Genomic DNA, 19,206 nt, shown 5'->3' on the forward strand with positions numbered 1-19,206 from the left:
CCGCTTCAAGCAAGGAGGGCCGTGCAAAACTACGCATTCATGACTGGTTGCCTGGAGCCAGGCCCCTCCATCAGAACTTCAGGTTCGCGGTCAGGCTTGCCGAACGGCCCGCGCCGACACCCGCATAGTGCGGCGAGGAGACGCGGTCGAAGTAGACCTTGTCGCCCAGGTTCTGGATGTTCAGCTGGAGCGACACGTTCTTGTTGACCGTGTAGCTGGCCATCGCGTCGAAGCGGGTGTAGGCCGGCGCATACTTGGTATTGTTGACGTTGGCGTAGACCTTGTCGACATAGTTCATACCGATGCCGGCGCTGATGTCCCTGGTGAACGCATACGAGGTCCACAGCGAGGCGCTCTGCTTCGGCGTGGTCGGGAACACGTTGCCGTTGTACGGCGACGGCTGGTACACCGCCGGGCTGCCGCTCGGGGCCACGTTGAGGTAGCCGTTGTCCTTGACGATCGCGTCCAGCCAGGTGTAGCCGCCGAACACCTGCCATGCATTGGTCAGCTTGCCCGAGAAGCCCAGCTCGACGCCCTTCAGCTCCTTCTTGCCGACGTTCTGGCTGGTGCCGTCGGGCGAAGTGACGCGGGCATTGTCCATCTTGCTCTGGAAGATGGCGGCGTTCAGCGACAGGCGCCCGTTCAGCACTTCCCACTTGGTGCCGAGTTCGAAGTTCTTGCTCGTTTGCGGCTCCAGGTTCTGGACCGCCACGGTCAAGCCATCGAGGCCGTCGCCGCCGTCGTTGCCCGGCGGGGTGGCCGAGGTGGCGTAGGAGGCGTAGATGCTGCCGTTGGCGGACGGCTTGAACACCAGGCCGGCCTGGTAGGTGTCGAAGCTGCTGCTGACGCGGGCGTTGGAGGCCGGCGCGTTGCTTACGTTCAGCTTGCTCGAGAAGTCATCCCAGCGCGCGCCCAGATTCAGCATCCACTGCGGATTGAATTCGATGGTATCGAAAGCGTAGACGGCGCGGGTAGTGGTCTCGATCTCGTTCAGGGCAGGTCCCACGCTGCGGGTATGGACCCAGGGATCGTAGGGATTCGGGTTGTTCAGCGGCGCGCAGTTGTAGCCGGTGGCCGCGCCCGAGGTCGCGCAGACGGTGTTGTTGGTCAGCAGGTTGTTGGTGCCCGGCGTGAAGACGAAGGTGCCGCGCTCCGTGGTTTCCTTGCTGAACTCGACGCCGACGTTGTAGCTGTGCTTGATGCCGGCGGTGACCAGCTTGCCCGACAGGCTGGTCGCGTTGGCGGCCGTCTCGGTGTCGGTGAAGCGGGTGTTGGCGCGGCGCCAGACGGTGCCGTAGAGGACCACGTTGCCCTTCGAATCGTCGGGCTGGGTCCAGACGTAGTCGTTCTTCGACTTGCCGTAGCGCGTCACGTTGCGCAGCACCAGGCCGCCGCCGAAGTCGTGGCGCAGGTCGACGGTGCCGATGTCGGTCCTGGTGTCGCGGAAGTCGCGGTTGGCCAGGCCGTAGAAGGTCGAACGGTCGACATTCACCGGGGTGCCGTTGCCGTTACGGGCGACGTTGGGGCCGCTCGAGAACGGATTGTTGAACGGGATGCCGGTGTCCGGGATCTCGCTAGTGGTCAGGTGGTAATAGCTCAGGATCGCCTTGGTCGGACCGTTCAGGCCGAAGGTGACCGTCGGCGCGATGCCCCAGCGGTCGCCGCCCACGACGTCGCGGCCGGCCACGTTGTTTTCGTGCGCCATCACGTTCAGGCGGAAGGCGGCGTTGTTGCCCAGCGTGCGGTTGATGTCACCGGTCACGCGGCGATAGTCGTGGCTGCCGACGCCGACGCTGGCGTTCGAGAAATTGTCGGCCTGCGCGCTCTTGCTGACCAGGTTGATGCCGCCGCCGGCCGAGGAACGGCCGCCGTAGGCCGAGTTCGGCCCCTTCACGACTTCGACCTGCTCGAGGTTGAAGATCTCGCGCGACTGCGAGCCGGAATCGCGGATACCGTCGACATAGGTGTCGGTCTGGGCGTTGTAGCCGCGGATAAACAGGTTGTCGCCGACCGGGTTGCCGCCCTCGCCCGCGCCGATGGTAATGCCCGGCACGGTGCGCAACGCGTCCGCCAGCGACACGGCGGCGGTCTGGGAAATCACTTCCTGGCCGATGACGGTGACCGACTTCGGCGTATCGAGCAGGGGCGCGGTGAACTTGTCCGAGCTCGACATCACCGGGGTCTGGACGGCGTTGCGCGCGGCGCCATTGATCTCGACCACGGGAATCGCCGGATCGATGTCCTTGTAACCGCCTTCGGCCTGCGCCGCCGGCGCCGCCAGGGTCGCCAGCACCGCCAGCGCCGAACCGGTCAGGCAAGGGGCCGCGCTGCGTGCGTGCTTGCGGCTGCGAATGAAAGAGGTGGCTTGCTGCACTGCTGGAGCTGCTTTGCTATTCATATTATTGGTGTGCCGTCAGGTCCTGGCGCCGGAGCGGGGATCGCGTAAGTTTAATGAGAACGATTCGCATTATGATTTCTATTGCCGCGTTTGGCAAGTTTTGTGCGAGAACCATGGCTGAGTACGCGGCAAAACAGCGCGCACGTGCGCTTTACACAACAGGATGCGGGCCAGGATGCGGGTCCATGTTGACGGCAGGTCTGCCGTTGTGTTCGTGGCATGTGGCCGAATCAACTACAATACCGGGGATATGGGTTTATCATGACCCTTTAGGAAGCACTGATTTATTCATGGCGGCCGTCTTGGCCCGGAAAAAAACGCCCTGCTGCGTTGCAAATCCTCGCCATACCACACGGTATGGCTGTGGTTTGCGCCTTGCCGGCCGCTTTTTTCCATGGCAATCCCATCCGCCAGAATAAACCAGTGCTTCCCTTGGACTTCGTTCCTCACCTATTTACAAAGAGACTCTTTCAGCGCCATGCGTCGTCCCTCCAAAGATTCATCCCACAAACTCTCTGCAGACAGCCAGCGTCTCTCCAGCATTGCCCAAGCCATCGTGCAGTCCGCCAGCCGCGTCGAAGAACGGGCCTGGGAACGGCAACTGGATACGCAACTGCAAAAGCTGCTCAAGACTAACCACCAGGACAGCATCGACGCCGCGCTCAACGCCTTGTTCAAGGACGATCTCGCCGCCTACGACGTATTGATGGACAGCGTCGAAGCGGTCAGCGAATCGTCGACCATGGTGGAACAGCAGGACGGCAAGGATGTTGCCTGGCAAGCCCTGCTCGTGGCCGCGCCGATCCTGGCCTGGACCCGTTTTTCGATCGGTTCCGGCACCATTCCGCAGGACCTGTTGACCACGCTGTCGGCGCATTTCGAGGCCCACCTGCTGGCCGAAGGCACGCGCATGGCGATGGCCCCGACCCTGTACGCGATCGACCAGCTGCCGCGCAGCCATGCCGAAACCTATGCGCTCACGCACAAGCTGGCCCAGGCCGCGCACAAGGGTTCGAGCATCAAGCCAGCCGTGCGCGCGCCCGAGACCGCGCCCTTCCTGGCCGACACCCGCTACCTGCTGGTGGCCATCGTCGCCCCCGTGGGCGCGCCCCTGTTCCGTTGGCAGGAGCCGCAGCACCAGCTCGTCTTCGAAACCGAGCGCAACAACGCGCTGCTGGCCTGGCGCGACCAGGCCACGGCCAACGTCGCGCGCCTGCTGCCGGGCTGCGGCGTCGAGCTGCTGTTGCCGGAAGCCTATTACGTCGCCTGCCGCGAAGCCGACAAGCTGATCCGCCCGGTTTCGATCCGCGCCGCCGTGCACTATCTCACCAACACGCTCGACGTCGAACCGTCCGACCTGCGCGCCGTGATCGCCGGCTTCGGCGAGGAAGCGGCCGACGGCCAGATCGACGAATACCGCGTCGGCTTCACCATGCGCCAGAGTTCGGAAGTGGTGTACGGCATCGTCTGGCCGCTGTACGGCCAGGAAGACGAGGAAGGCACGCCGATCGAAGGCGCGGGCTTCGGCGGCGCGCTGCCGCCGCCGCTCACGCCGGTCAACGAGATCATCGCCTACCTGAACGAGGCCGGCGTCACCCACGTCAAGCGCATCAACGAGCGCTACGTGGTCGAGTACTGCGACGACTGCGGCGCGCCGCTGTTCGCCGACCCGACGGGCGAGCTCGTGCACGCCGAAATGCCGGAAGACACCCCGGCCGGGACCGAGCACTTCCACTAAGCGTAGGTTAGAACGAGAGGTAAAGAAAACGCCCCTCGACTGCTTCGCGCAGTCGAGGGGCGTTTTTTTTCGTTCTCTATTTTTTTTAGCGGATCGCCGCGATCACCCGCTTGGCGAACTCGGCGGGGTTGCCGGCATGCCAGCGCCACACCACGACCAGGTCGTGGTCCGGCGAGATCACGATGGTGTTGCTGCCCGCGCCCAGCGCGGCAAAGGCGTTCGCCGGCAGGCCCGGCAAATTCTTGCCCTTGGTGTTGAGCCACCACAGGTAGCCGTAGTCCGGACCGTGGGCGCTCGGCGTCAAGGCGTCCTTGACGTAGCCGGCCGGCACGACCGTACGCCCATTCCACTGGCCGCCGCGCAGCCACAGGTAGCCGAAGCGCGCCATGTCCCAGGAGTTGATCCACATGCCGCCGCCCCAGCGCGTGCCGCCGCTGACCGAGGGCGCCTGCTTGCCGTTCAGTTCCACGTAGCTGTTGTGGTAAGGCACCCATTTCCAGGTATTCGAGGCGCCGATGACGTCCATCACCTGCTCCTGGAACACCTCGGGTACCGGCTTGTCCAGCACGCGCAGCAGCGACAGTGCGAAGCGGTTGATGCGCACGTCGTTGTATTCGTAGAAGCTGCCCGGCGCCTGCAGCGCGCGCGGCTTGCGCTCGCCCGCGCCGAAGGCTTCCTTGCCGATGAAGTCGGCATTCTTGCCGAACAGGCTGCCTTCCCACTCGGTTTCCTGCTGCAGGTGCTGCTTCCAGGTAACCTGCGCGTTGCGCGCCGAGGCATAGCCGCCATCGTTCACGCGCTTCGCCACCGGCTCGTCGAGCGCGCCGATGCGGCCGTCGCGCTGCGCCACGCCGGCCACCGTCGCCAGCATGCTCTTCGCCACAGAATAGGTGGGATCGACAAACTGCGTGTCGCCGAACTCGGCCACGACATAGCCTTTATAGATGACCACGCCGTTGGTGTGGGCGCGGCGCGTCGGCAGCGAGCCCAGGGGCTTGCCGAAGGTTTTTTCCTGGTCGGAAAAATCGAGCGCGCGCTCGGTCTCGTGCGACTGGGCGTACTGGACGGCGGCGGCCAGCGCGGCCGGGTCCATGCCCAGTTCGGCGGGCGTCTTGCGCGCCCATTCGCCGGCCGGCGGGAAGTAGCTGGCCGCGGGTTTTGCGGGCTCGGCAGCCAGATTGGCTGCCACGCTGGCGCCTGCCGGCAACATCAATGCGAATCCAAGGGCCAGCGCCGTGCGCCGCGTGATCAGGGTCATGCCAAATCTTTCCATTGCGAATAAGGGTGGCGAATCAGGTTGGAATTGAAGTAGCGCGTGTCCCCGGTCACCTCGCGGCCGATCCAGTCGGGCTTGTCGAAAGCCTCGTCCTCGAAGGCCAGTTCGATTTCGGCGACCACCAGGCCGGCATTGGCGCCCAGGAATTCGTCGACTTCCCAGGTGTGCGGCCCAACGGCGATGCGGCGCCGCACCTTCTCGACCAGCGGCTGCTGGCACAGGCCGTCCAGCAGTTGCGCCGCGTCCGCCACGGGAATCGGGTATTCCCATTCGCCGCGGCTGGCGCCGACGCTCTTGCCCTTGATGGTGAGAAAAGCGCGTTCGCCGTCGATGCGCACGCGCACGGTGCGCGCCGGATCCACGCTCAGATAGCCCTGGCGCAGCAGGGTCGCTGCGCCGAGCGTGCGCCAGGCCTCGCCATCGACCAGGAACTTGCGCTCGATTTCGACGCCCATGTGCCGGCGATCAGTCCAGCGTCTGCAGGATCGGCTGCAGCATCGCGGCGCCCAGGGCGGCGCTGCGTGCGCCGTTCCAGCCGGTATGCGGGTTCGGCAGGTTGGCGTTGTCCTTGAACGGCATTTCCAGGGTCAGCGACAGGCACTTGAAGGTGTGGCCGATGTACTTCGAGGCCAGGGTCAAGAGTTCCTCGTTGTACTTACTGGCCGCATAGCCGTAGACGTTCTGGAAGTCCGGGCTGGCCGCCATGTAGCGCTCGATGAAGGCGTTCTGCTCCGCCAGGCGCTCCGGGGTGAAGTCCGCCAGCATCTCGCTGCCGGCCACGAAGTTGTAGGGCAAGGCTTCATCGCCGTGGATGTCGAAGAACATGTCGACGCCGGTTTCGTGGATCTTGTTCTTCACGCACAGCACTTCCGGGCTGCGTTCGGGCGTCGGCGTCATCCACTCGCGGTTCAGGTTGGCGCCGGCCGCATTGGTGCGCAGGTTGCCGCGCACCGAGCCGTCCGGGTTCATGTTCGGCACGACGTAGAACACGGCGCGCTGCAGCAGCTTGGCCGCGATCGGGTTGGCGTCGTCGAGCAGCGCATCCATCATGCCCTCCACGAACCATTCGGCCATGGTCTCGCCCGGGTGCTGGCGCGCGATGACCCAGATCTTTTTCTCGGCGTTAGGGTTGCCGATCACGACCAGGTTCATGTCGCGGCCGTCGACCGTGGTGCCGATATCAATCACGCGCGCGATCGGGTTCTCGGCCACTTCGCCCAGCAGGCGCAGGTGGCGCTCCCAGGTGTAGGGCTCGAAGTAGGCGTAGTAGATGCTGTCGAGCTCGGGGGTGTGGTTGACGGTCATGACCTGGCCGTCGAAGCTGGTCGGCACGCGGAACCAGTTCTCGGTGTCGTAGCTGGCCGCCACCTGGTAGTCCTCGAAGCCTTTCGGATAGGTTGCCTGGCCGGCATTCAGGAAACGGATCGTGCAGGCCTGTCCGCGTGCGCCCTGCAGGCGGAAGTGGAACCACTGGTGGATGTCCGCGTTGTTGTCGCGGCGCAGGTTCAGGTCGATCTGTTTCGCATTCTCGCAAGCGACCACCTCGATGGCGCCGGAGTCGAAATGCTGGCTGATTTTGATAGGCATGGCTGATCCTTTGTTGGCCTGTTCACGAAGTGGAGCATGATAGCGGATTTAATACGCGGATTTAATACGCGGATTTAACACGCGGATTTAACACGCGGATTTAACGCGCGGATCTGCTGCACGGACTTACCACGCTCCCTTGCCGGCGCTGCGGCGGGATCGGATCAGGCGTCGAGGTCGATCAGCTCGCGGCTGTACATCACCAGGATCTGGCGCAGCAGTTCGACGTTGCTGCGGTCGAGCACCAGGACCAGGTTCGGCTTGCGGTCGAGGTTGAACGCCATGCGCAGCTTGCCCGGCAGTTCGCGGCAGTTCAGGCTGATCGCCTTGGGATTGTTCGGGTTCTGCCAGTCGAACTGGGTGACCTGCGGCGGCGGCGGCGGCGCCTGCAGCGTCGGGTCCTGGTTCACCGGCAGGTGCTTGATCAGCCAGAACACGATGTTGGCGGGGATGTGCAGGCAGACGTCGCTCGCGCCTTGCGTGGAAAATTTCGCGAGCAGCGTATTGCCGACGCGATCGCACGACATGGACATGCTCTTGACTTGACGAATGACCGCTTCTTTCACGACGATGTTCCTCAGTTTGGGTTGAAAAGGCGCAGCGATTCTACCTGATCCCATCCCTGAATTGTGTGTATCTTTGGAAAGAAAACGGGGAGCACTGGGCTCCCCGTCTTCCGGTCCTGCGGTGTGTTTGCCTACCGCCCCGATCGGCGGTAAGAGGCGCGTGCTGCCGGCACGGCCTTGGTTAACGGGGCTTGCGGCCCCGTTTGCCCTTACTTCGAGCTACGGCTCTTCGACGAAGTCCGCGAGCCGCTGGACGAGCCGGCGCTGGCCGACTGGCGGTTGCCGTGGCTCATGCTGCCGGCGCGGCGTGCTTCTTCCGAAGTGAATTCGTGGGCAGTGCCCTTCTGGTGCGCCGCCTTGCCTCCCTGGCTGGCGATCTCGCGCTGGCGCGCCGGATCCATCGAAGCGAAACCGCGATTACGGGTGCCGCTGCTCTGGCTGTTGGACTGGTTGCCGCCCTGCTTGTTACCTTGGTTAGCCATGATCATGTTCTCCCTGTTCACTTGTAAAACCGCCGCGTCCTGCGGCAGGTGTACCTGGTGCCCATCCACAATTCGCCGATGAGCGCCCGGTTGAAATCATCTTAGGCAGGGCAATTGGATGAGGGTATAGGACGTTTTCAGATGACTTTGTAGGACTTAAGGAAGGAGAAAATGCACTTACGAAATGTACTGCCGCTCGACAAAAATACCCATCAGTTCTAGTCCTACACACTACCGCTGCGTCTTCCTATACTGGATGTCGGAAGGGGCGCGCATCATGGCAGGATCAGGCGGCGCCAACGGCGCACAGGGCCTCCGCGCCCCGCCAGCGAACACGTTTTTTTGAAAGGAAACGACATGGACGCGAACCAACGCAGCGAGATGAACAACCAGACCAACAACGGCGGCAACGAGAAGTGGAACAAGAACGCCAAGGGCAAGACCGGCCCCGATGCGCCGCTCGACCACACCTATCCGCAGGGTGCTTCGCAGCAGCAGGGGCGCCAGGGCATCGACCAGATGGGCACGCAGCAAAGCGGCACCGGTCCCGGCCCCTGGACCGAGGAGAGCAGCCGCTGGGACCTGCCGGGCGGCTCGATGCAGACCCAGCAGAGCGGCGGCAGCGGGCCGCAGCAGGGCATCACCGATAGCCACCAGGTGCAGATGGAGCAGCGTTCGCAGGCCTATGGCCAGCTCGAACAGCCGGTCGGGCACCGTGCTGCCGACAGCGGCACCGACCTGCTGCATCGCGAAGGCGAACACGCCGGCAATACCCAGGCCACGCAGCGGATGAACCCGCAGGATCCGCGCCAGCCCGAGCTGCAGGGCGGCTCGCTCGGCCACCACCACGGGGTGCAGCAGGAAGCCATGCGGGCGATGCAACAGCCCCCGCGCGGCTCGATGCAGGGCGATACGGCCCAGGGCGCCCAGCAAAGCACCGACCGCGGCGGCTCGCAGACCGGCGCCGGAGGACGCGAGATGGGCACCGAGGGCCATGCGGAAATGCACAAGTCGAACGACACCACCGGCGGCCTGCCGCGCAGCCCGGGCAATAGCGGCCCGACCACCGAAACCAACCGCTGGCGTCCGGGCGCCAGCATGCAGCAGGAACCCAATCCGGTGCACGACTCGAACGACGCGGCCGGCGGCTATCCGAAGAGCCCGGCAGGCGCGAACAAGCTCGCGGGCGACCGCAAGATGGACGACGACACCGGCTTCTCGCGCAAATAAGCCGCCGGTTTTACCCGCTCCCATAAGCGCCGGCGCCAGCCGGGCTTCCTCAACCGGCTGCCGCGAGGCGGCCGGTTTTTTTTGTCCGCGCGGCTTGCCGCCCGCTTCCCTCCCCCGGTTTTTCTTAGGCTCCGTGTAGGACGAGTCCTTCTCACACTGGGCAACATCGTGGTGTCTTCACACGGCCGCGTCAAGCCCGCGGCGCGCGTCCCGGCCCCGATCGGGGCTTGCGCGGGCCGGATGCATGAGCGGTTTCTCCCGGTTCCGGCACTGGCCGCGGCCATCTATTTCATCCCGGCTGGCAAGCCGCTCGAAATAACCGAGCAGTATTTGAGCCATCACAGCAATCGAACGCGATGAGCGCGTGCTTGCGCAGTCCAACGAGCACGCCACCACGGGACGCGAGCGATGACGGGCAGCGCCGACCACAAGCCAGCGGACACACGCATCAGCGCCGAGCTGTGGCAGGTGCTCGCGCGCTACCGCTGGCGCATCGCCGCGGCCGTGGTCCTGCTGCTGGTCGCCAAGCTCGCCACCGTCGCGGTGCCGCTGCTGCTCAAGCGCATCATCGACGCCTTCCCCCAGGGCGGCCTGCCCGCGCAGCTGCCGGTCCACCTGCTGGCGGGCTATGCCCTGCTGCGCTTCTCGTCGACGCTGTTCAACGAATGGCGCGACCTGCTGTTCGCGCGCGTGACGCTGGCCGCCGTGTCGGCCTACGCGCAAAAAACCTTTGCCCACCTGCATGCCCTCGGTCCGCGCTTCCACGCCCGGCGAAAGCTCGGCAGCCTGCTGCCCGACATCGACCGCGGCACCAGCGGCATCGCCTTCCTGCTCGGCGTGGGCCTGTTCACCATCGTGCCCACCCTGGTCGAAATCGGCCTGGTGCTGGCCATCATGCTCAGCCGCTACGCGGCCGGCTTCGCCGGCATCATCCTCGTCACCTTCCTCCTGTATGCCGGCTTCACCCTGGTGTTCACGGCGCGCCGCGTGCTCTACCAGCGCCGCGTCAACAAGCTGGACTCGACGGCCAAGGGGCGCCTGGCCGACAGCCTGATCAACTACGACACGGTCAAGTACTTCACCAACGAGGCGCTCGAGGCGCAGCGCTTCGCGGCCATCATGCGCGACTGGCGCGAGGCCGGCGTCGGCAACCAGCGCGCCCTGTTCAGCCTGCACGTGGGCCAGAGCGCCGTCATCGCGGTGGGCGTGGGCGCGATCATGCTGCTGGCCGGACAGGCGGTCATCGCGGGCCGCATGAGCGTGGGCGACCTGGTCCTGATCAACGCCTACGCGCTGCAGGTCTGCCTGCCGCTCAATGCCCTCGGCTTCGTCTACCGCGAGGCGCGCGACGCCTGGGTCAACACCGAACGCCTGTTCGAACTGCTGCGCGAGCGTCCGGAAATCAGCGACGCGCCCGGTGCGCCGGCGTTGCGCATGGGCCCAGGCGAAGTCGTGTTCGAGCACGTCAGCTTCCATTACGAGCCCGCGCGGCCGGTGCTGGTCGACCTCAGCCTGCGCATCGCACCCGGCACGACGCTGGCGGTGGTCGGGCGCAGCGGCTCGGGCAAGTCCACGCTGGCCCGCCTGCTGCTGCGCTACTACGATCCGGCGCACGGCCGCATCCTGGTCGACGGCCAGGACATCCGCGCGGTCAGCGCCACCAGCCTGCGCCGCGCGATCGGCGTGGTGCCGCAGGACACCGCCCTGTTCAACGACACCATCGGCAACAACGTCGCCTATGGCCGCATCGGCAGCACCCACGAGGACGTGGTGGCCGCCTGCCGCGCGGCCCACGTGCACGAGCTGATCGTCTCGCTGCCGCAGGAATACGACACGCCGGTCGGCGAACGCGGCGTCACCATTTCCGGCGGAGAAAAGCAGCGCATCGCGATCGCCCGCGCCATCCTGAAGGATCCGCCCATCCTGATCTTCGACGAAGCGACGTCGGCCCTTGATTCAGATTCAGAGCACGCCATCACGCAGGAACTCGACCGTTTGTCGCGCAATCGAACCACCCTGATTATTGCGCACCGGCTGTCCACCATCGTCAATGCCCACGCCATCGTCGTCATGGACCGCGGCCGCATCGTCGAACAGGGCAGTCACGCCGAGCTGCTGCGCCGCAAGGGCATGTACGCAAGACTGTGGCTGCTGCAGCAGCGCATGGACAAGGACATCGCGAGGTAGGCCCCCCGCCGCCTTGGCGCTCCGCCCTGGCGACCAATCGACATGGAGACGAGGATGACCACAACGAATGCAGCGACGACCAGCAGCACGCTAGCGGTCTCGGTCGTGGTGCCAACCTGCGGCCGGATGGACCTGCTCGACCGCTGCCTCGACGCCCTCACGCGCCAGACGCTGCCGGCCGGCGCCTACGAAGTCATCATCGTCGACGACGAGCCCAACCACAACACCCTGCACCTGGTCGCCGGCTGGCGCGCACGCACGGTCGAACGCGGGCCGCGCCTGGTCTACCTGGCCAATTCCGGCCAGCATGGCCCGGCCGCCGCGCGCAACCTCGGCTGGCGCGCGGCCCAGGCGCCGATCGTCGCCTTCACCGACGACGATACCGTGCCCGCGGTCACCTGGCTGGCCCAGGGCCTCGGCGCCTTCGACGAGCAGGTCGACGTCCTGTGCGGACGCATCGAGATGCCGGTCCCGCGCAAGCTCACCGACTACCAGCGCGAGGCGCGCCGCCTGGAAACCGCCGAGTTCGTCGCGGCCAACTGTTTCTGCCGCAAGAGCATCCTCGAGCGGCTGGACGGTTTCGACGAGCGCTTCACCGAACCCTGCCGCGAAGACAGCGACCTGTATTTCCGCCTGCTCGGCATCGGTGCGCGCATCGCCCGCGCGCCCGACGCGCTGGTCGTGCACCCGCTGCGCCCCGCGCCCTGGGGCGTGAGCCTGCTGCAGACCCGCAAGGCCGTGTTCGACGCCCTGCTCTACAAGAAACACCCCGAGCTGTACCGCGCCAGGATCGAGCCCATGCCGCGCTGGGACCACTACCTGGCGGTGGCCGCGCTGCTGGTGACGCTGCTGGCCGGCAGCGCCGGCGTCGCGCTCGCGGCCGGCCTGGCCTGGCTAGCCCTGACCGCGCGCCTGTGCGTGACGCGCCTGCGCGGCACCGCGAAAACCGCCTCCCATATCGCCGAGATGATCGTCACCTCGGCCCTGATCCCTCCGCTGGCCGTGTTCTGGCGCCTGGCCGGGGCCATCCGCTACCGCGTCCGTTTCACCTGAGGTTCCCATGCGCCGACTCAAGGTCCTTACCTGGCACACCCACGGCAGCTACCTGTACTACCTGTCGCAGGCGCCGCACGAATTCTTCGTCCTCTCGAAACCCGGCCGTCCGCCCGGCTACGGCGGCCGCTGCGGCCATATTCCCTGGGGCGACAACGTGCACGACCTGCCGGTGGCGGCCGTGCGCGACCAGGAAGTCGACTGCATCCTGTTCCAGGACGACCACCAATGGGAAAAGGACCAATACGAATTCCTCACGCCGGCGCAGCGCGCCCTGCCCCGCATCTACCTCGAGCACGACCCGCCGCGCGCCCACCCGACCGACACTCCCCACCTGATCGACGATCCGAACGTGCTGCTGGTGCACGTCACGCCGTTCAACGAGCTCATGTGGGACAACGGCCGCACGCCGACCCGCGTGATCGAACACGGCGTGCTGGTGCCCGACGGCGTGCGCTACCGGGGCGAACTCGCGCGCGGCCTGGTGATCAGCAACCACCTCGGCCGGCGCGGCCGGCGCATGGGGCCCGACCTGTTCCTGCGCGCGCGCGCCGAGCTGCCGCTCGACCTGGTCGGCATGGCCGCCGAGGAGCTCGGCGGCATCGGCGAAATCGAGCACGCCCGCCTGCCCGCCTTCGCCGCGCACTACCGCTTCCTGTTCAGTCCGATCCGCTACTCCAGCCTGGGGCTGTCCGTCATCGAGGCGATGATGATCGGCATGCCGGTGGTGGCGCTGGCCACCGCCGAGATGGCCACCGTGATCGAGGACGGCGCCAACGGCTATTCCGACACCCGCGTCGAGCGGCTTGGCGAATGCCTGCGCGAACTGCTGCGCAGCCCCTCGCTGGCGCGCGACATCGGGCAGGCCGGGCGCCGCCGTGCCCAGGAGCGCTTCTCGATCGAGCGCTTCAGCGCCGACTGGGATGCCGCGCTGCGTTACGTGACCGGCCACGGCGGCTAGCGGAGGACGCATGAGACTGAACGAACATCCCGCCCGGGCGCCGGCAGGCGCGCCGCTGCGCCGCATCGCCATCATCAGCGACCATGCTTCGCCGCTGGCGCAGCCAGGCAGCATCGATTGCGGCGGCCAGAACGTCTACGTGGCCAACCTGGCGCGCGAGCTGGCGCTGGCCGGGTACGTGGTCGACGTCTTCACGCGCCGCGACGCGGTGTCGCAAAAGACGCTGGTGCGCTGCCCCGGCAACGTGCGCGTGGTGCACGTGCCGGCCGGTCCCGCGCACTATGTGCCGAAGGAACACATGCTGCCCCATATCGGGCATTTCTCGCGCTTCGTCGCCCGTTTCTGCGCCCGCGCCGCGCGGGGCCGGCATGCCGGCTACGACATCGTCCACGCCAACTTCTTCATGTCGGGCATGGTCGCCCAGCACCTGAAGCACACCCTCGGCATCCCTTTCGTCATCACCTTCCACGCCCTCGGGCACGTGCGGCGCCTGGCCCAGGGGGCGGCCGACGCCTTTCCCTCGGCGCGCATGCGCATCGAGAGCGCGCTGATGCGCCACGCCGACCGCATCATCGCCGAGTGCCCGCAGGACCGGCTCGACATGGAGCAGCTGTACGGCGCCCCCGCCGACCGCATCCGCATCGCGCCCTGCGGCTTCGACCCCGAGGAACTCTGGCCCGAGCCCCAGGACGAGGCGCGCGCGCGGCTCGGCATCTCCCCGGGGCGCTTCGTCGTGCTGCAGCTCGGGCGCATGGTGCCGCGCAAGGGCGTCGACACCGTGATCCAGGGCGTCGCCCTGCTGCGCGAGCGCCACGGTGTCGATGCCGAGCTGCTGGTGGTCGGCGGCGACCACGAACGTCCGGACGGGCGCGACCTGCCCGAGATGGCGCGGCTGCGCACGCTCGCGCAGCAGCTCGGTATCGCCGCACACGTGCGCTTCGTCGGCCAGCAGCCGCGCGCCGCCCTGCGCCACTATTTCAGCGCCGCCGACGTGTTCGCCACCACGCCCTGGTACGAGCCCTTCGGCATCACGCCGGTCGAGGCCATGGCCTGCGCGCGTCCCGTGATCGGCGCCGAGGTCGGCGGCATCAAGAGCACCGTGGTCGATGGCTTGACCGGCTTCCTGATCCCCTCGCGCGACCCGCGCGCGCTGGCCGAGCGGCTGGCCCGGCTGCAGGCCGATCCATCGCTCGCGCGGGGCATGGGCGAGGAAGGCCTGCGCCACGCTTACCGCCACTACACCTGGCGCGCCGTGGCCCAGCAGGCCGCCGCCATCTACGCAGCCGTGCTCGACGAAACGCGCGCGCGCGACCTCACCGGTATGTCCACCGTCTAGCGGATGTCCACTTTTTTACCCTCTTCAGGAGCACACATGCTTGTAGCGCAGGCAGCAAGGCAGCACGACACCCCGGCATCGCTTCGCGGCCAGGCCGTTTTCATCACGGGCGCGGCCAGCGGACTGGGCGCGGCGCTGGCATCGACCCTGGCGCGCGCCGGCGCCGACATCGTCGCCGCCGACATCCGGCCCCAGGCGCTGACCGCCGCGGCGGCGCAATGGCGCGAAGCCGGCGTACGCGTGCACCCGATCGGCCTCGATGTCGCCGACCCGGCGGCGGCCCGCCGCGCGATCGAGGAAGCGGTCGACACCATGGGCCGGCTCGATGTCCTCGTCAACAATGCCGGCACCGACGTCACCCTGCCGATCGACGAGCTGTCCGAAGAGGCATGGCTGCGCGTCATCGGCACCAACCTGAACGGGCCTTTTCTCCTCGCCAAGCACGCCGCGGCCCACATGCGCACGCTGGGCGGCGGCCACATCGTCAACGTCGCCTCCACCGCCGCCAAGCGCGCCTGGCCCAACGCGGCGGCCTACCACGCCAGCAAATGGGGATTGCTTGGGCTCTCGCACGCCCTGCATGCCGAACTGCGTCCGCAGAACATCCGCGTCACCGCCGTCGTCGCCGGCGGCATGCGCACGCCCTTCCTGCTCGAACGCTTTCCCGAACTCGACCCGGCCCAGCTCCAGGACCCGGCGAACGTCGCCGAAGCCATCCGCGCGGTCCTCTGCATGCCGCCCGAAACCGTGGTCGCCGAACTGACCGTGCTGCCGATGCGCGAAACCTCCTGGCCCTGACATGAAAGCGATCTTTCTCGACAAGGACGGCACCCTGATCGACAACCTGCCGTACAACGTGGAACCGCGCCGCATCCGCCTGGCGTCCGGCGCCGGCGCCGCGCTGCGCCTGCTGGTGCGGCTCGACTACCGCCTGTTCGTCGTCAGCAACCAGGCGGGCATCGCCGAGGGCCGCTTCCCCGAAGACGCCATGCACGCGGTCGGCGACCGGATCGCCGACCTGCTGTTTCGCGAAAACCTGCTGCTCGACGGCTATTATTACTGCCCGCATCATCCCGGCGGCACGGTCGCCGCCTATGCCGTCGAATGCGACTGCCGCAAGCCGCTGCCCGGCCTGCTACTGAGGGCGGCATCCGAGCATGGCGTGGACCTGCGTTCGTCCTGGATGATCGGCGACATCCTGCACGACGTGGAAGCCGGCAACCGCGCCGGCTGCCGCACCATCCTGCTCGACAACGGCAACGAAACCGAATGGCGCCTCGGCCCGCGCCGCATTCCCACCCGCATGGCGCCCGACCTCTATGCGGCCGCCGTGCTCATCGCCAGCCACGAGAACGAATGACGCCCTCCCCGTCCTCTCCTTCCCCCTGGACGCGGGCGCGGCACGTCCTGTGCGTGCGCCTCGACGCGCTGGGCGACGTCCTGATGTGCACGCCGGCGCTGCGCGCCCTGCGCGCGCAACATCCGGAACGCCGCCTCACTCTCCTGAGTTCGCCTGCCGGGGCGGCGCTCGCGCCCTACCTCGACGACGTCGACGCCGCCATCGCCTGGGAGGCGCCCTGGATGAAGAGCAGCGCGGTGCTGGAACCGGAGCGGCACCTGGACTGGATCGCCATGCTCGCCCGCCAGCGCTTCGACGCCGCCGTCGTGTTCACCTGCTACAGCCAGAGCGCGCTGCCGGCCGCCCTGCTGTGCCAGCTCGCGGGCATTCCCCTGCGCCTGGCCTATTGCCGGGAAAAGCCCTACCAGTTGCTGACCGACTGGATCGCCGATCCCGAGCCGGGCGCCATGGTCCGCCACGAGGTGCAGCGCCAGCTCGAACTGGTGCGCCACGTCGGCGCCGAGATCGCCGACGAGCGCCTGGCCTTTACCCCGAGCGAGGCCGACCATGGCGCCGTACGCGAGCGCCTGCGGCGGGCCGGCATCGATCCGGACGGGCGCTGGCTGGTGCTGCACCCCGGCGCCAGCGCCCCCGCGCGCCGCTACCCGCCGCATCACTGGCGCACGCTCGCGCGGGCCCTCGTCGAGCGGCTCGGCTGTCCCTTGGTCTTCACCGGCGCCGCGCACGAGGCGGCCCTGATCGCGCAGATCGCGCCGCCCGGCGACGCCTCCATGCACGCGTTCGCCGGACAACTCGGCATCGGCGAACTGGGCGCCCTGCTGGCGCAATCCTCGCTGGTGGTCAGCAACAACACCGGCCCGGCCCACCTCGCCGCGGCGGTCGGCGCGCCCGTGGTCGACCTCTACGCCCTGACCAACCCGCAGCACACGCCCTGGCGGGTCCCGAGCCGGGTGTTGAACCACGACGTCGACTGCCGCAACTGCGAACGCAGCGTCTGCCCCCAGGGCCATCACGATTGCCTGGAAAAACTGCTGCCCGAGCAGGTCGTCGATGCGGTCTGCAGCCTGCTCAAGCAGACCGAGCCCTACAGAAGAGAGGAGGCGCGAGCACGAATTTGACCGGCGCCACACTCGGATGCCGGGTTGGTAGGTTGGACACCTGTGTCCACGCGGTTTCAGCGCTTGATGACCTGCGCCTTGTGATCTCACCTGCAACTGAGCCAATACGCGAAAGACGTTTCCGTACGGGTTTTGCCGATCGCTTGCGCGCGCCGTATGGATTAGCCAAGCGGCGCGCTTCCTACGCTTGTCAGCTCACTTGCGCTTCTGCTGCCCGCCGGCGCCGCCGCCACGCTGCCACGGAACAAATCGAGCGGAATGGCGTTGGCCATCGCCTGCATGCCCAGGTCGTTCGGATGCAGGTGGTCGCCGCTGTCGTAGGCCGGCAGCATGCGCGTCGGGTGGGACGGGTCGCGCACGGCGCGGTCGAAGTCGATCACGGCGTCGAATTCGTCGCTGGAACGGATCCAGTTGTTCACGGCCTGGCGCACCGCTTCCTTCTCCGGCGTGTAATAACCGGGGAAGACCGTGCCCTCGAACGGCGTCAGCGTCGCCCCATAGACCGGAATCCCCTTGACGTGGGCGCGCGCGATCAGCTGGCGGTAGCCGGCGATCAGGTCCTGGGCCGTCACGGCTTCCGACACGGGGATGGTACCGGTACCCGGATGGCCGATGTCGTTGATGCCGATCAGGACGATCAGGTAGCGCACGCCGGCGGTGGCCAGGACGTCGCGGTCGAAGCGGGCCAGGGCGGCGCGGCCGAACAGCGGCTGCTCGCCCGGGTCGCGCAGCAAGCGGTTGCCGCCGATGCCACGGTTGACCACGCCCAGCCGGCTGTTCAGCGCCTGCAGGGCGGCCGACGTGGAAGCCGAAGGCGCGTCCGGGCTGACCTTGACGCCGGCAGCCTGGTCGCGCGTGGTCTGCAGGCGCACGGCCAGCAGGTCGGGCCAGCGGCGGTTGGCGTCGATCGTGGTCACGGCGCCGTCGGTGATCGAATCGCCCAGGGCGACGATGGCGCCCGCACCCGGCGCCTCGACGTCGACCTCGGTCAGGAAGGGCCAGGACGTGATGGTGCGCTGGGTCGGCAGCGTGGCCGCGCCGGTGAAGTTGCCCGGCAGGGACACGTAGTTGGTCTGGAAGGCCGAGCCGTGGATGGTGGTGGCCTGCACCTCGCCCGGCAGGTAGAGGCTGACGGCGAGGTCGCCGAGCGCCGGCACGTTCAGGGCGACCGGGTCGGACAGCACCGGCGCGCCCGGCGGCACCGTGATCGCGGTGGCGCCGCTGAAGGTCAGCACGCGGTCGCTGCCGGGCACGATGTCGGCCCCGCTCTGGCGCAGCGCGATGTGGGCCGCGCCGATGCGCAGCGGTGTGGTGCCGAGTTCGTTCGACACGCGGATCCGTACCTGCGAGCCGCCGATGCTGGTGTGCACGATCAGGCGCAGGGTCTGGTCGGTGAAGGTCTGCGTCTGCGCCGGCAGCGGCGGCCCGGCGGGCGCGGTGCCCCAGGTCCCGACCCACTGCTGGCTCGTATCCCACAGCGCCTTGTTGTCGGCATGCACGCTCAACGGCAGGGCCAGGCCGGCCAGCGCCAGCGCGCCGGCAGCCAGCAAGCGGCGCGGCGAGCGCCGCAGCATTGCCAGTGAGCCGGCAAGCGATTGCACGAGCGAACTCGTGAACGAACGCGGGGTTGGATAAATGGGGCCGGACCGGGACTGCAACATCATCTTCATGTTTGCGCTCCTTGATATCTTGGTGGTGGTGCCGGCGCCATAAGGACGGGCGTCCGGCAGAACGCCCAATCTATCGAGCTCGACCATTACGAACAAGCCGCGCGCAGTGAGCAACATTGCGCGATGTCGAAACAAACGCGAAAAACTGATGAGTTTAGGGAACTTTGTTGGAGTGGGTTACTGAAAACGGCAAGGTCGAAGCAAATGAAAATGCCAGCGCTCTGGCTGGCATTTTCCCCTGATT

At 67.1% G+C, this 19,206-nt stretch carries 16 protein-coding genes; 9 read left to right on the forward strand and 7 right to left on the reverse strand.

What is annotated here, in order from left to right; genetic code table 11:
* Window positions 1-70: 70 nt before the first annotated feature.
* Window positions 71-2,374, reverse strand: a complete 2,304-nt coding sequence (locus tag RT688_RS02635) for a TonB-dependent siderophore receptor (protein ID WP_313703290.1) — start codon at window positions 2,372-2,374, stop codon at window positions 71-73.
* A gap of 502 nt (window positions 2,375-2,876) precedes the next feature.
* Here RT688_RS02635 and RT688_RS02640 point away from each other — a divergent pair.
* Entirely contained in the window at window positions 2,877-4,136 is a 1,260-nt protein-coding gene (locus RT688_RS02640) for a DUF2863 family protein (protein ID WP_313703291.1), read from the forward strand.
* 85 nt (window positions 4,137-4,221) lie between these two features.
* On the opposite strand, the gene RT688_RS02645 is transcribed toward RT688_RS02640, so the two are convergent.
* The 5 genes from RT688_RS02645 to RT688_RS02665 form a co-directional block, all read right to left on the reverse strand.
* Window positions 4,222-5,394, reverse strand: a complete 1,173-nt coding sequence (locus tag RT688_RS02645) for a serine hydrolase (RefSeq protein WP_313703292.1) — start codon at window positions 5,392-5,394, stop codon at window positions 4,222-4,224.
* Window positions 5,391-5,867: a CYTH domain-containing protein gene (locus tag RT688_RS02650; protein ID WP_313703293.1), complete on the reverse strand. Its 477-nt coding sequence runs from the start codon at window positions 5,865-5,867 to the stop codon at window positions 5,391-5,393. Before RT688_RS02650 ends, RT688_RS02645 begins: the two co-directional genes overlap by 4 nt.
* Window positions 5,868-5,877: 10 nt before the next feature.
* The gene (locus RT688_RS02655) at window positions 5,878-6,999 is read right to left on the reverse strand and encodes a M14-type cytosolic carboxypeptidase (RefSeq protein ID WP_313703294.1); all 1,122 of its coding nucleotides are present in this window, start codon (window positions 6,997-6,999) and stop codon (window positions 5,878-5,880) included.
* A gap of 164 nt (window positions 7,000-7,163) precedes the next feature.
* On the reverse strand, window positions 7,164-7,526 hold the full coding sequence (locus RT688_RS02660) for a hypothetical protein (protein ID WP_313703295.1): 363 nt from the start codon (window positions 7,524-7,526) through the stop codon (window positions 7,164-7,166).
* A 248-nt stretch (window positions 7,527-7,774) separates the two neighbouring features.
* Complete coding sequence (locus RT688_RS02665) at window positions 7,775-8,047, reverse strand: KGG domain-containing protein (protein ID WP_312548918.1); 273 nt, start codon at window positions 8,045-8,047, stop codon at window positions 7,775-7,777.
* 357 nt (window positions 8,048-8,404) lie between these two features.
* On the opposite strand from RT688_RS02665, the gene RT688_RS02670 reads away from it, so the two are divergent.
* The 8 genes from RT688_RS02670 (at window position 8,405) to waaF (ending at window position 17,292) form a co-directional block, all read left to right on the forward strand.
* Window positions 8,405-9,277, forward strand: a complete 873-nt coding sequence (locus RT688_RS02670; RefSeq protein WP_313703296.1) for a hypothetical protein — start codon at window positions 8,405-8,407, stop codon at window positions 9,275-9,277.
* 408 nt (window positions 9,278-9,685) lie between these two features.
* Complete coding sequence (locus RT688_RS02675; RefSeq protein ID WP_313703297.1) at window positions 9,686-11,464, forward strand: ABC transporter ATP-binding protein/permease; 1,779 nt, start codon at window positions 9,686-9,688, stop codon at window positions 11,462-11,464.
* 54 nt (window positions 11,465-11,518) lie between these two features.
* Window positions 11,519-12,517: a glycosyltransferase family A protein gene (locus RT688_RS02680; protein WP_313703298.1), complete on the forward strand. Its 999-nt coding sequence runs from the start codon at window positions 11,519-11,521 to the stop codon at window positions 12,515-12,517.
* Window positions 12,518-12,524: 7 nt separating this feature from the next.
* Window positions 12,525-13,478: a glycosyltransferase family 4 protein gene (locus RT688_RS02685; RefSeq protein ID WP_313703299.1), complete on the forward strand. Its 954-nt coding sequence runs from the start codon at window positions 12,525-12,527 to the stop codon at window positions 13,476-13,478.
* Window positions 13,479-13,488: 10 nt separating this feature from the next.
* On the forward strand, window positions 13,489-14,814 hold the full coding sequence (locus RT688_RS02690) for a glycosyltransferase (RefSeq protein ID WP_313703300.1): 1,326 nt from the start codon (window positions 13,489-13,491) through the stop codon (window positions 14,812-14,814).
* 36 nt (window positions 14,815-14,850) lie between these two features.
* On the forward strand, window positions 14,851-15,612 hold the full coding sequence (locus RT688_RS02695) for an SDR family oxidoreductase (RefSeq protein WP_313703301.1): 762 nt from the start codon (window positions 14,851-14,853) through the stop codon (window positions 15,610-15,612).
* A 1-nt stretch (window position 15,613) separates the two neighbouring features.
* Entirely contained in the window at window positions 15,614-16,174 is a 561-nt protein-coding gene (locus tag RT688_RS02700; protein WP_313703302.1) for an HAD family hydrolase, read from the forward strand.
* Window positions 16,171-17,292, forward strand: coding sequence for a lipopolysaccharide heptosyltransferase II (waaF, locus tag RT688_RS02705; protein WP_313703303.1), 1,122 nt, complete (start codon window positions 16,171-16,173; stop codon window positions 17,290-17,292). The genes RT688_RS02700 and waaF overlap by 4 nt, the downstream gene beginning before the upstream one ends.
* Window positions 17,293-17,453: 161 nt before the next feature.
* Here the strand turns inward: waaF and RT688_RS02710 are convergent, their stop codons facing one another.
* Complete coding sequence (locus tag RT688_RS02710) at window positions 17,454-18,893, reverse strand: SGNH/GDSL hydrolase family protein (RefSeq protein ID WP_313703304.1); 1,440 nt, start codon at window positions 18,891-18,893, stop codon at window positions 17,454-17,456.
* Window positions 18,894-19,206: the final 313 nt, after the last annotated feature.

The sequence above is a fragment of the Massilia sp. genome, from assembly GCF_032106685.1.
GTDB lineage: Bacteria > Pseudomonadota > Gammaproteobacteria > Burkholderiales > Burkholderiaceae_D > Telluria.

Excerpts from the sequence above, each read along its gene's own strand:
- RT688_RS02640 (WP_313703291.1), top strand. The coding sequence starts at position 2,877 with ATGCGTCGTCCCTCCAAAGATTCATCCCACAAACTCTCTGCAGACAGC.
- RT688_RS02645 (WP_313703292.1), bottom strand. The coding sequence starts at position 5,394 with ATGACCCTGATCACGCGGCGCACGGCGCTGGCCCTTGGATTCGCATTG.
- RT688_RS02650 (WP_313703293.1), bottom strand. The coding sequence starts at position 5,867 with ATGGGCGTCGAAATCGAGCGCAAGTTCCTGGTCGATGGCGAGGCCTGG.
- RT688_RS02655 (WP_313703294.1), bottom strand. The coding sequence starts at position 6,999 with ATGCCTATCAAAATCAGCCAGCATTTCGACTCCGGCGCCATCGAGGTG.
- RT688_RS02660 (WP_313703295.1), bottom strand. The coding sequence starts at position 7,526 with ATGTCGTGCGATCGCGTCGGCAATACGCTGCTCGCGAAATTTTCCACG.
- RT688_RS02665 (WP_312548918.1), bottom strand. The coding sequence starts at position 8,047 with ATGGCTAACCAAGGTAACAAGCAGGGCGGCAACCAGTCCAACAGCCAG.
- RT688_RS02670 (WP_313703296.1), top strand. The coding sequence starts at position 8,405 with ATGGACGCGAACCAACGCAGCGAGATGAACAACCAGACCAACAACGGC.
- RT688_RS02675 (WP_313703297.1), top strand. The coding sequence starts at position 9,686 with ATGACGGGCAGCGCCGACCACAAGCCAGCGGACACACGCATCAGCGCC.
- RT688_RS02680 (WP_313703298.1), top strand. The coding sequence starts at position 11,519 with ATGACCACAACGAATGCAGCGACGACCAGCAGCACGCTAGCGGTCTCG.
- RT688_RS02685 (WP_313703299.1), top strand. The coding sequence starts at position 12,525 with ATGCGCCGACTCAAGGTCCTTACCTGGCACACCCACGGCAGCTACCTG.
- RT688_RS02690 (WP_313703300.1), top strand. The coding sequence starts at position 13,489 with ATGAGACTGAACGAACATCCCGCCCGGGCGCCGGCAGGCGCGCCGCTG.
- RT688_RS02695 (WP_313703301.1), top strand. The coding sequence starts at position 14,851 with ATGCTTGTAGCGCAGGCAGCAAGGCAGCACGACACCCCGGCATCGCTT.
- RT688_RS02700 (WP_313703302.1), top strand. The coding sequence starts at position 15,614 with ATGAAAGCGATCTTTCTCGACAAGGACGGCACCCTGATCGACAACCTG.
- waaF (WP_313703303.1), top strand. The coding sequence starts at position 16,171 with ATGACGCCCTCCCCGTCCTCTCCTTCCCCCTGGACGCGGGCGCGGCAC.